Source organism: Klebsiella sp. 10 (assembly GCF_018223925.1).
Classification (GTDB): Bacteria; Pseudomonadota; Gammaproteobacteria; order Enterobacterales; family Enterobacteriaceae; genus Klebsiella; species Klebsiella pneumoniae.
Genome location: NZ_JAGRRB010000007.1, coordinates 43,087 through 59,658 on the forward strand (window position 1 = coordinate 43,087; position 16,572 = coordinate 59,658).

Sequence of the window (16,572 nt, forward strand, 5' to 3'; positions counted from 1 at the left end):
GGGCGTGCTCCGGTCAAAAAAGCCTCCCCCCGGGGGATCCTCCAGGGAGTGATACCCACAGGCATCAGGAAAACGCCGTGCTGCCACGGCGCGCGCGGGATGCGAAAGTCAGATTACAGATGCAGCGTACGCTGAGCGGCCGGCATCCAGGTTCGGGAAACCAGTTCGGTACGATTGACCACTTCGGTCTTGGCGAAAATATTGCGCAGGTGCGTTTTTACCGTCGAGAGCGAGATATCCAGCTGGCGGGCAATCAGCTTATTGCTGGCGCCTTCGCGCACCATGCCGACGATTTCCCGCTCTTTCGCCGTCAGGATGGCGGGCAGATCATCTTCTTCCTGCAGGCAGTCGCGAATGGCCAGCTCTACCAGCGGCAGCACCGCCTGGGCCCGCTGGCGCTCTTCGCTGGAGAAAGGCACGTCGCGCATCAGCGAGATACCGGCGACGATCCGCCGCTCGCGGCGGATAAAGATCTCGGTCATGTCGCGCACGTTATTCGGCAACATAAATTCATGATAGTAATGCCGGTTGCGGTCGCAGAGCCGCGGCGTCATCGCCGCCACGGTGGTGTTCTGGTGGCTAAAGTGCGACGGTAGCAGCGGATCCAGCGGCTGGAAGTTTTCCAGATATTGTTGGTGCGTATTATCGGAAATATTATGCAATATATAGTTTTCGGGTTTTAAACGATTATTTACTCGATAAAACACCGCTGAAGTTAGTGGAATTAACTGGGAAATAGTCTGTAAACAACGTGCTATTATCGCATCATTACGGCTGGCTTTTAACAAAGCAGACATGATAGGGCCTCCCCGTCGAGATGATGGTACATGACACATGGATGACTACTGATAATTGAAGCATACATTTCACATTTAAGTAACACAATCATTAACATATTAACAATGTGATAGCCGTTACAAAATTTTCAGCAATACATTGTTATATAAAGCATTTAAAAAACACCCCAGCCATGCTTTACGATAGCGGCGTTAAAACATAAACAAATAAGATTAACACCCGGCGTACCTGCCCCTGGTGATAAAAAAACCCTATTCCCGACGCGTGATTCTCATCCTAAAGAACGATGGATTTTTGTTTTTTTTCACTTATACCCTTAACAGGATGCATTTAATTTTCGCCGCGGCTTAATCATGTGATTACGCCTGACCCGCTGTTGCCAAAATAATATCAACAGTACCGGTCATTAACCGAGGATAAGCCGATGCTGAATATCGCCGCCCTGCGCCAGCAGCAAATTCCGCTGGCCGCTGAGCCGCGCTCGCCGGTGCCGTTTCATATTCTGATGAAGCCGATTGGCCCCGCCTGCAATCTCGCCTGCCGCTATTGCTATTACCCGCAGGACGAAACGCCGGTCAACAAGATGGATGACGCGCGGCTGGAGCAGTTTATCCGCCGCTATATTGCCGCCCAGCCCGCCGGCGCGCGGGAAATCAACTTTGTCTGGCAGGGGGGCGAGCCGCTGCTGGCCGGCCTGAGCTTCTACAAAAAAGCGCTCGCCCTGCAGGCACGCTATGCCCCCGACGGCGTGACTATCAGCAACAGCCTGCAGACCAACGGGACGCTGATCAACGACGCATGGTGCCGACTGTTCCGCGAACATGGCTTTATTATCGGGTTGAGCCTCGAAGGCAACGAAGCGCTGCAGGACTACCATCGTCCGGATAAACGCGGCCGGTCGACCTGGTCGGCGGCGCTGCGCGGCATTGACCTGCTCCATCAGCATCAGGTGGACTTTAATCTGCTGGTGGTGGTGCATAACGAGATGGCGGCCCACGCGGCGGCGATTTATGACCGGCTGGTCAGCCTCGGCGCGCGCTATCTGCAGTTTCAGCCGCTGATGAGCGAAGGCGCGGCCCTGCGCGAAGGATACCAGCTCAGCGCCGATAACTGGGGACGTTTTATGGTCGGCATCTGGCGACAGTGGCGGAAGCGCTGCGATAGAGGGCGGGTGTTCGTTATCAATATCGAACAGGCGTGGGCGCAGTATTTCACTCATACCAGCGGCAGCTGCGTGCACAGCGCCCGCTGCGGCAGCAACCTGGTGATGGAGCCCGACGGACAGCTCTACGCCTGCGATCATCTGATCAACGCCGAACATCGGCTGGGTCGCCTTGACGAGCAGACGCTTGCCGCCGCAGTTGACGCCTCGGTGCAACTGCCTTTCGGTCAGCAGAAAAGTCTGCGCCGCGAATGCCAGACTTGCTCGGTAAAAATGGTCTGCCAGGGCGGCTGCCCGGCGCATCTCAACGCCGCAGGCAACAACCGCCTCTGCGGAGGCTACTACCGCTTCTTTAGCGACATCCTCGCGCCATTACGCCCCTTTTCCCGCGACCTTAATGGCCTGAAGGCCTGGCGGGCCGCGTTTGTTGGGACTGCGCATACTGCGTAGCACCTTACCCTGATGATATCCCCCTCTGAACAGGAGAGTCAGTCGTGAACAAAAAAGCCATGGCCGCGGCGGTCAGCATGATCCTCGCCGGTGGCGCGCACGCCGCGCAGCAGGAGCGTCCAAACGTCATCGTGATTATCGCCGATGATATGGGCTACTCGGACATCAGCCCCTTTGGCGGCGAGATCCCCACCCCCAACCTGCAGGCGATGGCCGAGCAGGGAATGCGCATGAGCCAGTATTACACCTCGCCGATGTCGGCCCCGGCGCGCTCAATGCTGCTCACCGGCAACAGTAACCAGCAGGCTGGGATGGGCGGCATGTGGTGGTACGACAGCACCATTGGCAAGGAGGGCTACGAGCTGCGGTTGACCGACCGCGTCACCACCATGGCCGAGCGCTTTAAAGACGCGGGGTATAACACCCTGATGGCCGGTAAATGGCACCTCGGTTTTGTTCCCGGCGCCACGCCGAAAGATCGCGGCTTTAATCACGCCTTCGCCTTTATGGGCGGCGGCACCAGCCACTTTAACGACGCGATACCGCTGGGGACCGTTGAAGCCTTCCACACCTACTACACCCGCGACGGCGAGCGCGTCTCCCTACCGGATGATTTTTACTCCAGCGAAGCCTACGCCCGCCAGATGAACAGCTGGATTAAAGCGACGCCGAAGGAACAGCCGGTCTTCGCCTGGCTGGCCTTCACCGCCCCTCATGATCCCCTGCAGGCGCCTGACGAGTGGATTAAGCGCTTCAAAGGCCAGTATGAGCAGGGTTACGCCGAGGTCTATCGCCAGCGCATCGCCCGCCTGAAAGCGCTGGGAATTATCCATGACGATACCCCGCTGCCGCATCTGGAGCTGGATAAAGAGTGGGAAGCGCTAACGCCAGAGCAGCAGAAATATACGGCGAAAGTGATGCAGGTGTATGCGGCGATGATCGCCAATATGGACGCGCAAATCGGCACCCTGATGGAGACGCTGAAACAAACCGGGCGCGATAAAAATACCCTGCTGGTCTTTTTAACCGATAACGGCGCCAACCCGGCGCAGGGTTTCTACTACGAATCTACCCCGGAATTCTGGAAGCAGTTCGATAACAGCTATGACAACGTCGGCCGCAAAGGATCATTTGTCTCCTACGGCCCGCACTGGGCCAACGTCAGCAACGCCCCCTACGCCAATTATCACAAAACCACCAGCGCCCAGGGCGGCATCAATACCGACTTTATGATCTCCGGTCCCGGGATCACCCGCCACGGTAAAATCGACGCCTCGACGATGGCGGTGTATGACGTGGCGCCGACGCTATATGAATTCGCCGGCATCGATCCGAACAAGTCGCTGGCGAAAAAGCCGGTGTTGCCGATGATCGGCGTCAGCTTTAAGCGCTATCTCACCGGCGAAGTACAGGAGCCGCCGCGCGGCAACTACGGGGTTGAACTGCATCATCAGGCGGCCTGGGTCGATGGCGAATGGAAGCTGCGACGGCTGGTGCCGCGCGGCCTCACCGCCGGCGACGCGCCGTGGCAGCTATTTAATCTGCACGACGACCCGCTGGAGACGCATGATGTCGCGGCCGAACATCCCGATCGGGTCAAAGCCATGAGCGAGGCCTACGAGGCATTTGCTAAGCGCACCATGGTTACCAAAGCGCAGGGCAAAATGATCGACTACGTCGGTATCGATAGCAAAACCGGGCGCTATCTGGCGGTCGACCCCGTCACCATGAAGCCGGTGCCTGCGCCGCAGGCGATCCCTGTGAGCGAGATCCATTAACCACCACGGCTATCGTTCTTCCGGGCGATAGCCGGGACCTGACGCGCTTTTTAAGGTAATCGGAAACCCCATTACAGGAGAGTGCGGATGGCGAGAGTCGTGGTAATTACCGGCGGTGGAACCGGAATTGGCGCTGCCTGCGCGCGGCTGATGCGCGCCGCGGGCGAACGGGTGTTTATTACCGGACGGCGCGAAGCGCCGCTGCAGGCTGTCGCCAATGAGACCGGCGCCACGGCGCTGGTGGGCGATGCCGCCGACGGCGAGGTGTGGCGCCAGCGGCTGCTGCCGGCCATCCTCGACCAGACCGGCGGGNNCGCTGGTCTCGGCGGCGGGATGGGCAACAGCCCCGCCGCCGAGACCAGCGACCGCCAATGGCGCGAGGCGCTGGACGGCAATCTCACCAGCGCCTTCGCCAGCGTTCGCGCCTGTCTGCCTTCGCTGATTGCCCGCCGCGGCAATGTGCTGTTTGTCGCCTCCATCGCCTCTCTGGCCGCCGGGCCGCAGGCCTGCGGCTACGTCACCGCCAAACACGCTTTAATCGGCCTGATGCGCTCCGTCGCCCGCGATTATGGCCCCCAGGGGGTACGCGCTAACGCTATCTGTCCCGGCTGGGTCACGACGCCGATGGCGGATGAAGAGATGCACCCGCTGATGCAGGCGGAAGGGCTATCGCTGACTGAGGCTTATCAGCGGGTGTGCCGCGACGTTCCGCTACGCCGCCCCGCCAGCCCCGAGGAGATAGCCCAGGCCTGTCAGTTTCTCTGCTCTCCGCAGGCCGCCATCATCAGCGGCGCTACGCTGGTCGCCGACGGCGGGGCCAGTATCGTCGATGTTCCCACTCTGGCGTTTGCCTAACGCCCTACTCTGTTCAGGAGCCCCTATGACTTCAGAAGCCGTATTTATCCAGGTCGGCGCGCTGGCCGATGGTTTTGCGCCGCACGGTAACCTGCTGGCTACCGCCAGCCTGCCCGCCGGCGAAAACTTTACCTTTTATGTCGCCGGGAGCGAGCCGCAGCAGCTGGTTATCGAAGATGAGCAGACGCTAAGCTGGAACGGCAAGCGCGCCCCCTGGCGAGCGACCGCCCTGCGCCCGGACATTCTGTTTATCGACTTCCTTGACCCGGAGCGGGATAACGCCAGCATTAGCGCGGTATGCAACCTGACGCAGCGCAATGCCACGCTGGTATACGGCCAGCTGCCGGACGAAGCCGCCGCGCGGCTGGACGCCTTCAGCCGGGTAGAACAAGGGTTGCCGCTGACCGCGGTTGAGGTCCGTTTCGTCTTCGCCCGCCTGGATGCCCAGCCGGGGCCGCTGCCGGGCTTTACCGATGCGCTCATTGGCATGCGCAATCAGTACACCTACAGCCCGACCGAGCGCTATGAGCACATCTATCTCAACGACAATTTTTACGCCTGGCAGTGTCTGGACGGCGTGGAAAAGGGGCTGGCGGATGTCGATCGCTGCCACTATGTGCAGGTGGCTGAGGATCTCTATCTGTTCGTCTGGCGGGAGAAAATCATTCCCACGCTGGGGGTGATCCTCATCGATCTGCAGCAGATGCGCACTGACGGCAAGATCATGGGCTATCAGGGCAGCGATTTCGGCGCCCTCAGCAATTTTCCGGTCGGCGCCAGCGCGAAGATCCTCAACGTCACCCGCCATCAGGAATAGTAGGGCGCCGCCGGGCACGCTTTCAGGCACCGCACCCGTCATTTCGCCGGGTGGCGGCTGCGCCTTACCCGGCCTACCGGGGCCTCTCACAGGCTCACACCTCGCAGGCCCGGTAAGCGCAGCGCCACCGGGCGATGCTATCAGGCACAGAGCCGCTTTATTGCCGGGTGGCGGCTGGCGCCTTACCCGGCCTACGGTCCGTAGCAGCCAGCCGTTAACTTACCCACTAGTGCGACTGAAACTGCCGGTGTTGCGGCCTCAACATCGCTGAGACGTTCCCGGAAGGCCGGGGCAGCCCGCATGGATGCGGGCTGAGGGCCGTGTTTTGCACGGACGCTGCCTCGGCCCGACCCGAAGCCTGCATGGATAAGTCGAAGGCACCGCGCAGCGGCGATGTTGCTGGCCGGAGCCCGGGGGTACAGGGGGCGGCGGCGACTGGCCGCCCCCTGTGCGCTCCCTGCACCATGACTGCCATAACGCAGACAATTAACCGGGAGCGCAATCGGCCCGGAAGTAACATAGAAGCTGTAGCCCTGCTAAGCACAGCGCGAACAGGGACATTTCCGGTTGCGCCGTTATTTTGCCGGGTGGCGGCTGGCGCCTTACCCGGCCTACCGGGGCCTCTCACAGGCTCACACCTCGCAGGCCCGGTAAGCGCAGCGCCACCGGGCGATGCCATCAGGCACAGAGCCGCTTTATTGCCGGGTGGCGGCTGGCGCCTTACCCGACCTGGGATTCGCGCAACCTGTCGTTAATTTATTCACCAGTCTTGCTGAAACTGCCGGTGTTGCGGCCTCAACATCGCTGAGACGTTCCCGGAAGGTCGGGGAAGCCCGCATGAATGCGGGCTGAGGGCCGTGTTTTGCAGGGACGCTGCCTCGGCCCGACCCGAAGCCTGCAGGGATAAGTCGAAGGCACCGCGCAGCGGCGATGTTGCTGGCCGGAGCCCGGGGGTACAGGGGGCGGCGGCGACTGGCCGCCCCCTGTGCGCTCCCTGCACCTTGACTGCCATAACGCAGACAATTAACCGGGAGCGCAATCGGCCCGGAAGTAACATAGAAGCTGTAGCCCTGCTAAGCGCAGCGCGAACAGGGACATTTCCGGTTGCGCCGTTATTTTGCCGGGTGGCGGCTGGCGCCTTACCCGGCCTACGCTCCGCGTCATGTTTAGCCCTCCCCCCTCTCCCCGCCGGGAAGAGGGATTGCCTCAGGCGCTGGCGCCGTCCAGCCGCGCCACTTGCTCCGCGCTCAGGCTCAGCGCCGCCGCGCGGGCAAAACTCTCCACCTGAGCCACGCTGGTGGCGCTGGCGATCGGCGCGGTCACCCCTTCGCGGCCGATCAGCCACGCCAGGGCAACCTCAGCCGGCTTCGCGCCCTGCTCGTCCGCGACCGCCGCCAGGGTATCGATAATCCGCATGCCGCGCGGATTCAGGTACTTACCAATCCCGCTTCCGCGCTGGCTCTGTGTCAGATCCGACGGCTGGCGGTACTTACCGGTTAAGAACCCCGAGGCCAGGCTGTAGTAGGTCACCACCCCGATATCGCGGCTGACGCAGAGATCGCACAGCGCGCCTTCAAACGCAGAGCGGTGGTAGAGGTTATATTCCGGCTGCAGCACCTGCCACGCAGGCAAGCCGCCCTTACGCGCCACCTCCAGCGCCCCCGCCAGCTGCATCGCATCGAGGTTAGAGGCCCCCATCGCGCGGATTTTTCCGGCCTGCTGCAGGCTGTGGAAGGCCTCCAGCGTTTCCGCCACCGGGGTTTGCGGATCCGGCCAGTGGGAGAAGTAGAGGTCGATATAATCGGTATTCAGGCGACGCAGAGAGTCGTCAACCGCCTGTTGGATCCAGGCTTTGCTGAGCCCTTTATGGCCGGGGAGGCCGAGATCGGAGCCGACTTTGGTGAAAATTTTGACTTTATCGCGCATGCCGGGGCGCGCCTGTAGCCAGCGGCCGATTATGGTTTCAGATTCGCCGCCCTGGTTGCCCTCCGCCCAGCGGGAATAAACATCCGCCGTATCGATAGCATCAAAACCGTGGTCAACGAAAGCATCAAGAAGAGCAAAACTGGTTTTTTCATCGATGGTCCAGCCAAAGACGTTGCCGCCAAAGACTAATGGGGCGATGGAAAATCCGGTTTTGCCCAAAGGACGTGTCATCATGCCGAGTACTCCTTAGCTTATATTCTGCTTCCCTCAGGTAACCACAGGGGTCAGGAGAGGAGGTCGATTGGATAATCAGAAAAGGAATCTTACGGCGGGCGCTCCACGCCCGCAGGTACACTCTGACATTATGTCCCGGAATAAACATCAAAGCTAAAATATTTGCCAGCTAATTTTTTATAGGTGCCGTCGGCAAGAATCTTCGCAATCGCGCCGTTAATTTCCTGACGCAGCGCCTCATCGTCTTTACGCAAACCTATCGCCGCCCCGGCGCCAAACAGCGTATCGTCCTGCAGATGGCCGCCGACAAAGGCGAATTCCTTACCCTGCGGCTGCTGCAGGAAGCTGTAGTCGGCCATCATCCCGGAGAGCACCGCGCCGTCGATGCGCCCCGACTCCAGGTCACGCACCACGCTATCGGCCCCCTGGTAGGCCACAATGTTTATCCCCTGCGGCCGCCAGTGCTGGTTAACATACGTCTCCTGCGCCGAGCCCTGCTCCACGCCGATGGTTTTGCCCTTCAGCTGTTCCGGCGTATTGCCTTGCAGGGTATTTTTACGCGCCACGAGGAACACCGGCCCGTTATACAACTTGTCGCTAAAGGCAATCTGCGCTTTGCGCTTCTCGGTCATATACATCCCGGAAAGGATCGCGTCGAATTTACGCGCCTTCAGCGCCGGGATAATGCCGTCGAAATTGCTTTCCACCCACACGCATTTCGCCTGCAGCTGCTGACAAATGGCGTTGCCTAAATCGATATCAAACCCCGCCAGCTTGCCCTGCGGATCTTTCCATTCAAACGGCGCGAAAGTCGGGTCGACGCCGAAGCGGATCTCCTTTCCCCCTTCGGCCAGCGCCGACGTCGACGCCATTAAGGCCAGCCATAGCAACAGTGATTTTTTCATTCGCGTTCTTCTCCAGAGATTAGCGACAGTGTTTTTCCACCAGACGGGCGAACAGCGTCGCGCCGGTGGTGATAATGTCATCGTTAAAGTCGTAGCCGGGGTTGTGCACCATGCAACCGCCCTTCTCCCCTTTCTCGCCATTGCCGAGCAGGAAGTAGCTGCCCGGGCGTTCGCGCAGCATAAAAGCGAAATCCTCGCTGGCGTTCATCGGCGAGACCGACTCCAGGACCCCTTCGCGGCCAAACACCTCCAGCGCCAGCGCCCGGGCGAAATCGGTCTCTTCAGGACTGTTGGTTAATACCGGATAGGAGTCGTAAACCTCCACTACGCTGCTGGCGCCATAGCTTTTGGCGGTAAAGTCAGCGAGCTCGTGAATACGCTTGATCAGCAGGTCGCGGATTTCCGGCTTCATCGCCCGCACGCTCAGCTCCATCACCGCGCTCTCCGGAATGACGTTGGAGGCGATACCGGCCTGGAAGGTGCCGACGCTGACCACTGCCGTTTCCCCCGGCGGCACGTTGCGCGCCACAATGCTCTGCAGGGCCATCACCAGCGCCGCACCGGCGACGATCGGGTCGACGGTGCGCTCGGGGTGGGCGCCGTGGCCGCCGTAGCCGGTAATCGTGATTTTGACGGTGTCCGCCGAGGCCATGAAGTTGCCGGCGTAGAAGCCCAGCTTGCCTACAGGCAGGCCTGGCATGTTGTGCAAGCCAAAGATGCGTTCGCAGGGGAACTGCTCGAACAGGCCGTCTTTAATCATTAAATCCGCGCCGCCGATAGCCTCTTCCGCCGGCTGAAAAATCAGATGCACCGTGCCGTTGAACTGACAGGCCGGCGAGGCGATATATTTCGCCGCCGCCAGCAGAATGGTGGTGTGACCGTCATGGCCGCAGGCGTGCATTTTTCCTGGCGCCGTGCTGGCCCAGGGTAAACCGGTGGTTTCCTCGATCGGCAGGGCATCCATATCGGCGCGTAAACCGATGGTGCGCGGAGAATCGCCTTTGCTCAGGCTGCCGACCACGCCGGTCTTGCCGAGACCGCGCGTCACCTGATAGCCCCATTCCGTCAGCTTGCTGGCGACCAGTTCGCTGGTATTAAACTCTTCAAGACTTAATTCCGGATTGGCATGTAAATAATGACGGATAGAAATCATTTCCGCTTCCGTCGCTTTAATTTCTGGAATTACATAATCACTCATGCCGCTCTCCGGGAAATAAATTAAGGACTTATCACGGTATCGCGATGAAAAGTTTATGCAAGCAGCATTTCTAATACCTGGAATGGACGCATCTTATTTAATAATTCACTCATCACAGCGCAATGAATAATAAAAATAGTGCAATTAAAAAATAAAAGTTTATTTTTTTGAGGATTTCCCGTTATTTACCCTACCCTGCACGGCCACATCCAGCGTTATATAAAATAAACGGGCAGGCAATTACAGAGGCTTTTCCTTCTCGCAATCGTTGCGCTGGCGGGCTGCAGCGCGCCGATCGCCGCCGCTTCCAGCGGCGTGGCGTCAGATACCGCCTCGTTGTCCTCGAAGGTCAACGTTTATCATCTGACCGAAAAAGAACTGTCCACCCAGGCAACGATCAATGGTTATAAATACTGGCCGGATGCTGCGCTGGATCCGTAGCTTTCCGCGAGTGCGCCATCGCCGGATCAGGCTTTTCCTGACCCGGCGTCGCGGAGCAGCGCATTTAGTGGCCGAGGGCGCCGCTCACCAGAATCGAGGTGATGATCCCGGTCGCCGCGGCGATCAGCACATAGTTACCGTCGATATAGGACCAGTGATGGCCTTCCGGCGGGGGCGGCAGGCCGCGGTCGCTCCAGTCGCGGACGCGATATTCATCGCCACGGAACGGCGCCGGAGCCGGGTGGCCTTTGCGGAAATCGTTCCCGCGCCAGGCGAAATGGTCCTGCTCATGACGTGCCAGATCGCGTTTGTCATGGCCGTCGCGATCCGGGCCACGCTGGTCATGGTCGCCCTGATGATGCGCGTCAGGTCCGCCCTGCGGTGCATGCCCGTCATGGTCCGGACCGTTCTGCCACACCGTGGGTTGCCCCGGACGATGGCCGTCGTTCGGGCCATCGGCAAAGGCCGGGACGCTCAGCACACAGGATAAAATTACTGCCAGAGAAATCATCTTTTTCATGGTACACCTCCTGATTCAGCTCCTTTGTACCGGGCAAATGTGAAGAAAGAGTGAGTAACTGGTTAACCAGGACGATTCCTGGCATCGGCTGTCGGGAAGAGGTTGTGCTGATGGCGGGGCAATAAAAAAGGCCGCTTTCGCGACCTTTATTCAGACAGGTAAAAGGACTTATTCAGTCACTTTATTTTTTAACTCTTCGGCGCCGGTTTTGGTTTTATCCCAGCCCTTTTCCGCACCGGATTTGGTGGCGTTCCAGCCTTTTTCACTGACCTCTTTGGTCTTATCCCACCCCTTCTCGGTGCCTTCTTTGGTCTTGTTCCAGGTTTTCTGCGCGCCTTCGCTCACCTGGCTGCCGACGCTGTCCTGCTTGCCTTCGGCGGCGTGTTTCGCCTTCAGCTGCTGCTCTTCGCCCTCGTGCTGGGCCTGATGCAGCTTCTCTTTAGCGGTGTTGGCGTTGGCATTCGCCGCCGCGACGGTATCATCTGTTGCATGTGTTGTCGCAGCAAAAACCGGAGCCGCAACCAGAATAGCCGATAACGCAATCATTGCTTTTTTCATAATATCCTCTCTCACGTGTCGTGTTATGAGTCGCATTCAGGATGGCACAACGAACCGGGGATGACATTAGGAATTAGCCTGAAAAACGTCTTCGACCTCCAGCCTTGGCAGAAAATGCTGCCGCCGCGCGCGCCCTGTCGGCGTTGGCATAATTTCCAACATGTTTGTTACATTTTATGAAATTTGCCCTTGATATACTTGCCGTTGACGTTTACTCGAGAATAATTCTCAGAATCATTATATTTATAAATTGGCAAACGGAACTCATTTTATGGCAAGAAAATCAGTAAGATCGCTGTTACTTACTGCGCTGCTCGCGACGCCCCTCCTCAGCTATGCAACCCAATATCCCCTGACGGTCACGGACCTCGACGGCCGGCAGGTCACCCTCGCCAAAGAGCCGCAGCGTATTATTTTGCAGGATGGCCGCGACATTATGACCCTCGCCCTGCTGGACCGGGACAATCCGTTTAAACGGCTGGTGGCATGGAATAATCTGGCGAAAAAGCAGGATGTTGCCACCTGGCAGATGCTGAAAACGACGTGGCCGCAGTCGGCCACGATCCTTGACATGGGCTTCAGCGATAAAGGGAACGTCGATCTTGAAAGCGTCATCGCCCGTCAGCCGGATCTGATGATCGCCCAGCTGCGCGCCAGGCCAGCGCTGATGGAGAGCGGCGTCATCGACAAGCTCAGCGCCCTGCACGTTCCGGTGCTGTTTGTCGACTATGAGATCGACCCGGCGAAAGATACCGCCCCCAGCATCGACCTGCTGGGCAAAGTCCTTAACCGCGAGAGCCAGGCCAAAGCCTTTACCGATTACTATCGTCAGCAGCTGCAGTCGATTCGCCAGAAGACCGCGACCATCACGCCGAAGGCCAACGTCTTCGTGGAAGCGCTGGCCGGCAACAGCGACGCCTGCTGCTTTACCCACGGCCACAGCGGCTGGGGCGGGCTGGTGGAGGCGGTCGGGGCGAACAATATCGGTTCGCAGCTGCTGCCGGGCGCCTCCGGGTTCGTTTCGCTGGAGAAAATCATCAGCATGAAGCCCGACGCCTGGATCATGACCGGCTCGAAGCGCGGCAACAGCCAGGTGTTGCCCCTCGGCTATGAGGTTAAGCCGGAGGCGGTGAAGGCCCAGGCGCAGACGCTGCTGGCGCGACCGGGGGTCAGCCAGATCCCGGCGGTACAGGAAAAGCGGGCCTATGGCGTTTATCACCACTTCTATAACCACCCGTGGAATATTGTCGGCATGGAATACCTGGCGAAAGATATCTACCCGCAGGCCTTCGGCGATCTCAACCCGGATGAGACGTACCATTATATCGTGCGCCATTTCACCGACCTGCCGGACCAGCCGTTCGTCTTCTCCTGGCAGCAGAGCGAGTAAATATAGCATGCGTTTAACCTCCGACTCCGTGCTCGACGGGCTGCCCGCCGGGACCTCTGGCATGATGAATGATTATCGCCGTATCGTGCGTCGCCGTCTGCTGCTGATCCTCCTGCTGGCGCTGTTGATTGTCGCGTCGCTGCTGTTCGATTTTATGCTCGGCCCCTCCGGTCTGCCGCTGCAGAGCCTGTGGCAGACGTTAACCGATCCGGCCAGCGCCGATCCGGGCACGCGCGCCATCGTCTGGGATATCCGTCTGCCCTATGCGGTGATGGCGATTATCGTCGGTCTGGCGCTGGGACTGGCCGGCGCCGAAATGCAGACCATCCTCAATAACCCGCTGGCCAGCCCGTTTACCCTCGGCGTCTCCTCGGCTGCGGCGTTTGGCGCCGCGCTGGCGATTGTGCTGGGTATTGGTCTGCCCGGTATTCCCGGCCAGTGGTTTATCTCGGCCAACGCCTTTATCTTCGCCCTGCTGGCGGCCCTGCTGCTGGACGGCATCACCCGCTGGACCCAGGTGGCCACCTCCGGCGTCATTCTGTTCGGCATCGCGCTGGTCTTTACCTTTAACGCTCTGGTCTCGATGCTGCAGTTCATCGCCAACGAAGACACGCTGCAGGGGCTGGTGTTCTGGACCATGGGCAGCATCGATCGCGCCTCCTGGAGCAAAGTCGCCATCCTGCTGGTCGCCCTGGCGCTGGTGATGCCCCTGTCGCTGCGCAGCGCGTGGAAGCTGACCGCCCTGCGGTTGGGCGAGGACCGGGCCATCAGCTTTGGCATTAACGTTCGCCGTCTGCGCCTGACCACGCTGCTGCGGATCAGCATTCTGTCGGCGCTTTCGGTGGCCTTTGTCGGGCCAATCGGCTTTATCGGCCTGGTGGCGCCGCATATTGCGCGGATGCTCTTCGGCGAAGACCATCGCTTTTACCTGCCCGCCAGCGCGCTGATCGGCGCCCTGGTGCTCTCCCTGGCCTCCATCGCCTCGAAAAACCTGATCCCCGGGGCCATTATTCCGGTGGGGATCGTCACTTCCCTGGTCGGGGTCCCGTTCTTTTTGAGCATCATTTTACGTCATCGGGGGCAGGTATGAGCGACCAGACATTATCCGGGCTGTCGCTGTCTCACTTCAGCGCCGGCTACCCCAGACGCAAGGTGATCGAGAACCTGACGGTTCCCCATCTGCCGCGAGGGAAAATCACCGCGCTGCTGGGGCCAAACGGCAGCGGTAAATCAACGTTAATGCGGGCGATGGCGGGTCTGGGCCCCTGCCGCGGCGAGCTGCTGCTGGAGGGGGAAAATCTGCTGACGCAGCCGTTCTCACGTCGCGCAGAGCAGGTGGTCTATCTTCCGCAGACGCTGCCCGCCGGCGTGCATCTGCATGTGCTGGAGTCGATTATCGTTGCCCAGCGCGCCGCCGGAGGACGCCACAGTCCGCAGCGCCAGGAGGAAGTGATGGCGCTGCTGCGACAGCTGGGGATTGCCCATCTGGCGATGAGCTACCTCGATCAGCTCTCCGGCGGGCAAAAGCAGCTGGTGGGTCTCGCCCAGTCGCTGATCCGCCAGCCGCGCCTGCTGCTGCTCGACGAACCGCTCAGCGCCCTTGACCTCAACTACCAGTTTCACGTGATGGATCTGGTGCGCCGGGAGACCCGGCGGCGCAACATCGTGACCCTGGTGGTGGTGCACGACATCAATATTGCCCTGCGTCACGCCGACCACGTGCTGATGCTCAAGGCGGGCCAGCTGCTCGGCGACGGCACCCCGGCCGCGGTCATCACCCCCGAGACTCTGGCGGCCGTCTATGGGGTGCGCGGGCGTATTGAACCCTGTTCGCAGGGGGTGCGGCAGGTGATTATTGACGGCCTGGTGGACAGCGAGGCCTGACCGCGGCGCGGCGCGGCACGTCCGCCCCGCGCCCGCCGGCTTAGTGATCGAGATAGATATAGTTTTCCCAGCTCTTCATGCGGATCAAGATCTTCCTGATCAGCGACAGCTCTTTCAGATGATCCGAGTAGACCGCCGCCTCGAGGGTAGCCCCCTGCGGCAGAGCGTATTCGGCAAAACGCGGATCGGTCACCTTCAGCACCACCAGCGCCCGGCCATGGGTATTGAGCGCGTCTGTGGTCAGCAGTTTGCCCTGCCCCTGGAACTGGCTCTCGCCAATCGCCGGCAGCACGTCGGCCACTTCTCCGCGAAAGACGGTGCCCGGGATAGCCGGAAACATCAGCTCCGCGGGCTCGCCTTTGTGCAGACGCTGCAGGGCGTTCTGGCGAAATGCCGCGACGTACTCCCGCGAGGCGGCGCCCTCCACCGGCACAAAGGTCATCAGCGGGATCATCCCCAGCGCAGTGGACATGGTGCCCGGCCGTAAGCCGACGGTACTGACATAGCCATCCTCCGGGGCGCGGACGACGGTGTTCTCCAGCTGAAACTGCGCCTTTTGCAGCTGCGCCAGCAGGGAGGCCACGGTGGTGTTTTTGCCCTTCACCACCGAGTCCAGCGCATTACGCGCCTGAACCACCTTCGCCTGAGCCGCGCTGACGCTGGCTTCATCGGCTTTCCACGTCTGCAGACGGGTATCAACCATTTGATCGGAGAAGGCGCCCTGGGCATGGCCCTCCCGATAGCGGGCATACTCTCGCCGCGACTGGTCGCGCTGGGCCACCGCACGGCTCAGCTCGGCCTGCGCCTGGCTTAACGCCGCGTTTAAGGAGAGCGCATCCTGACTGGCTGCTTTTATCTGCGCCTGCAGATCGTCTACTTTCGCCTGGAACGGCGTCGGGTCGAGGGTAAACAGCACATCGCCCTTATGCAGCATCTGGTTAGGCTTCACCGGTACGCTCTGCACCCGGCCGCGTACCTGCGACACAATCGGCACGGTGCGAAACACCTGGTTACCGACGTCGGTATAAGGGAAGTTGTAGTTCATCCCGAAGATCACCGCGCCAATCAGGGCGATACCGCCGAGCACCGCCGTCGGTACGGTCCACTTATTGAGCGGGATGCGAAAAACTTTAAACACCACGATGCATAGCGCGGCGTAGGTCAGCAACATTAACGTTTCCATTATTTTGCCTCCTTCGCTTTCAGAACGTCCACCTCGCGCTGGACCTGTTCCAGCTGCTGGACCACCGTTTCCAGACGCTGATGCAGCGCCTGCTGCTCGTCGGCAATGTGGCGCATCCCCCATCCGCGGTCTTCGCGCCACAGCGTCGCCCAGATCCATAACAAGGGCCACAGCGCGTGGAGGGTAAATAAGCTGACCCAACCGGCATAATGAATCGCATCCTGATGAGGATGACGCCGCTCTTTGGCGATTTCATAAGGAATATCGTGAATAACAATCACGCCATAAAAAAGTATTAAGGCCACGGCGATCAGAATGGCCAGCGCCACATAGTCCAGGGTCATAAAATAACTCCAGAGTGCAAGGTTAAATAAATAAAACAGCCAGATTCAGGCGTAACGGGGCCGGGGGAAAAAGCGCGCTTAGCGCTTTCCCTGGCGGTAATAGCAACGTGATGGCGTGAATCTGCCGAA

17 protein-coding genes are annotated in these 16,572 nt (G+C 59.9%); 8 read left to right on the forward strand and 9 right to left on the reverse strand.

Features of this window, described 5'->3' with window-relative positions; genetic code table 11:
* Nucleotides 1–113 precede the first annotated feature (113 nt).
* Nucleotides 114–797, reverse strand: coding sequence for a helix-turn-helix transcriptional regulator (locus KHQ26_RS08365; RefSeq protein ID WP_002892774.1), 684 nt, complete (start codon nucleotides 795–797; stop codon nucleotides 114–116).
* A 425-nt stretch (nucleotides 798–1,222) separates the two neighbouring features.
* Here KHQ26_RS08365 and KHQ26_RS08370 point away from each other — a divergent pair, with 425 nt between their 5' ends.
* The 4 genes from KHQ26_RS08370 to KHQ26_RS08385 all read left to right on the forward strand — a co-directional run bounded on the left by KHQ26_RS08370 (nucleotide 1,223) and on the right by KHQ26_RS08385 (nucleotide 5,860).
* Nucleotides 1,223–2,410, forward strand: coding sequence for an anaerobic sulfatase maturase (locus KHQ26_RS08370; protein WP_004176995.1), 1,188 nt, complete (start codon nucleotides 1,223–1,225; stop codon nucleotides 2,408–2,410).
* A gap of 44 nt (nucleotides 2,411–2,454) precedes the next feature.
* Nucleotides 2,455–4,188 carry an arylsulfatase gene (locus tag KHQ26_RS08375; RefSeq protein WP_004176996.1) on the forward strand — a complete coding sequence of 578 codons (1,734 nt, stop codon included), beginning with the start codon at nucleotides 2,455–2,457 and terminating at the stop codon, nucleotides 4,186–4,188.
* A gap of 87 nt (nucleotides 4,189–4,275) precedes the next feature.
* Entirely contained in the window at nucleotides 4,276–5,043 is a 768-nt protein-coding gene (locus tag KHQ26_RS08380) for an SDR family NAD(P)-dependent oxidoreductase (protein WP_211777873.1), read from the forward strand.
* Between the two features lie 25 nt (nucleotides 5,044–5,068).
* Nucleotides 5,069–5,860, forward strand: coding sequence for a MoaF C-terminal domain-containing protein (locus KHQ26_RS08385; protein WP_004176998.1), 792 nt, complete (start codon nucleotides 5,069–5,071; stop codon nucleotides 5,858–5,860).
* A gap of 1,206 nt (nucleotides 5,861–7,066) precedes the next feature.
* Here the strand turns inward: KHQ26_RS08385 and KHQ26_RS08390 are convergent.
* The 4 genes from KHQ26_RS08390 to KHQ26_RS08405 form a co-directional block, all read right to left on the reverse strand.
* Nucleotides 7,067–8,020 carry an aldo/keto reductase gene (locus KHQ26_RS08390; protein WP_004147443.1) on the reverse strand — a complete coding sequence of 318 codons (954 nt, stop codon included), beginning with the start codon at nucleotides 8,018–8,020 and terminating at the stop codon, nucleotides 7,067–7,069.
* Between the two features lie 128 nt (nucleotides 8,021–8,148).
* Complete coding sequence (locus KHQ26_RS08395; RefSeq protein WP_002892707.1) at nucleotides 8,149–8,925, reverse strand: ABC transporter substrate-binding protein; 777 nt, start codon at nucleotides 8,923–8,925, stop codon at nucleotides 8,149–8,151.
* Between the two features lie 19 nt (nucleotides 8,926–8,944).
* A complete protein-coding gene (locus KHQ26_RS08400) occupies nucleotides 8,945–10,123 on the reverse strand; it encodes a M20 aminoacylase family protein (RefSeq protein ID WP_004142619.1) in 1,179 nt (392 codons plus the stop codon).
* 215 nt (nucleotides 10,124–10,338) lie between these two features.
* On the reverse strand, nucleotides 10,339–10,476 hold the full coding sequence (locus KHQ26_RS08405) for a hypothetical protein (RefSeq protein WP_004217907.1): 138 nt from the start codon (nucleotides 10,474–10,476) through the stop codon (nucleotides 10,339–10,341).
* On the opposite strand from KHQ26_RS08405, the gene KHQ26_RS08410 reads away from it, so the two are divergent.
* On the forward strand, nucleotides 10,439–10,564 hold the full coding sequence (locus tag KHQ26_RS08410; RefSeq protein WP_002892703.1) for a hypothetical protein: 126 nt from the start codon (nucleotides 10,439–10,441) through the stop codon (nucleotides 10,562–10,564). The genes KHQ26_RS08405 and KHQ26_RS08410 overlap by 38 nt on opposite strands.
* 64 nt (nucleotides 10,565–10,628) lie before the next feature.
* Here KHQ26_RS08410 and KHQ26_RS08415 read toward each other — a convergent pair whose 3' ends face one another.
* On the reverse strand, nucleotides 10,629–11,084 hold the full coding sequence (locus tag KHQ26_RS08415) for an RcnB family protein (RefSeq protein WP_002892701.1): 456 nt from the start codon (nucleotides 11,082–11,084) through the stop codon (nucleotides 10,629–10,631).
* 168 nt (nucleotides 11,085–11,252) lie between these two features.
* Nucleotides 11,253–11,642 (reverse strand): hypothetical protein, encoded by a 390-nt coding sequence (locus KHQ26_RS08420; protein ID WP_002892699.1) that lies wholly within the window; start codon nucleotides 11,640–11,642, stop codon nucleotides 11,253–11,255.
* 271 nt (nucleotides 11,643–11,913) lie between these two features.
* Here KHQ26_RS08420 and KHQ26_RS08425 point away from each other — a divergent pair, with 271 nt between their 5' ends.
* The 3 genes from KHQ26_RS08425 (at nucleotide 11,914) to KHQ26_RS08435 (ending at nucleotide 14,916) form a co-directional block, all read left to right on the forward strand.
* Complete coding sequence (locus KHQ26_RS08425; RefSeq protein ID WP_020803644.1) at nucleotides 11,914–13,032, forward strand: ABC transporter substrate-binding protein; 1,119 nt, start codon at nucleotides 11,914–11,916, stop codon at nucleotides 13,030–13,032.
* Nucleotides 13,033–13,093: 61 nt separating this feature from the next.
* A complete protein-coding gene (locus KHQ26_RS08430; protein ID WP_020803645.1) occupies nucleotides 13,094–14,122 on the forward strand; it encodes a FecCD family ABC transporter permease in 1,029 nt (342 codons plus the stop codon).
* A complete protein-coding gene (locus KHQ26_RS08435; RefSeq protein WP_002892698.1) occupies nucleotides 14,119–14,916 on the forward strand; it encodes an ABC transporter ATP-binding protein in 798 nt (265 codons plus the stop codon). The genes KHQ26_RS08430 and KHQ26_RS08435 overlap by 4 nt, the downstream gene beginning before the upstream one ends.
* A gap of 40 nt (nucleotides 14,917–14,956) precedes the next feature.
* Here KHQ26_RS08435 and KHQ26_RS08440 read toward each other — a convergent pair whose 3' ends face one another.
* Nucleotides 14,957–16,099 carry an HlyD family secretion protein gene (locus KHQ26_RS08440; protein ID WP_002892697.1) on the reverse strand — a complete coding sequence of 381 codons (1,143 nt, stop codon included), beginning with the start codon at nucleotides 16,097–16,099 and terminating at the stop codon, nucleotides 14,957–14,959.
* On the reverse strand, nucleotides 16,099–16,443 hold the full coding sequence (locus tag KHQ26_RS08445) for a DUF3302 domain-containing protein (protein WP_002892695.1): 345 nt from the start codon (nucleotides 16,441–16,443) through the stop codon (nucleotides 16,099–16,101). Before KHQ26_RS08445 ends, KHQ26_RS08440 begins: the two co-directional genes overlap by 1 nt.
* Nucleotides 16,444–16,572: the final 129 nt, after the last annotated feature.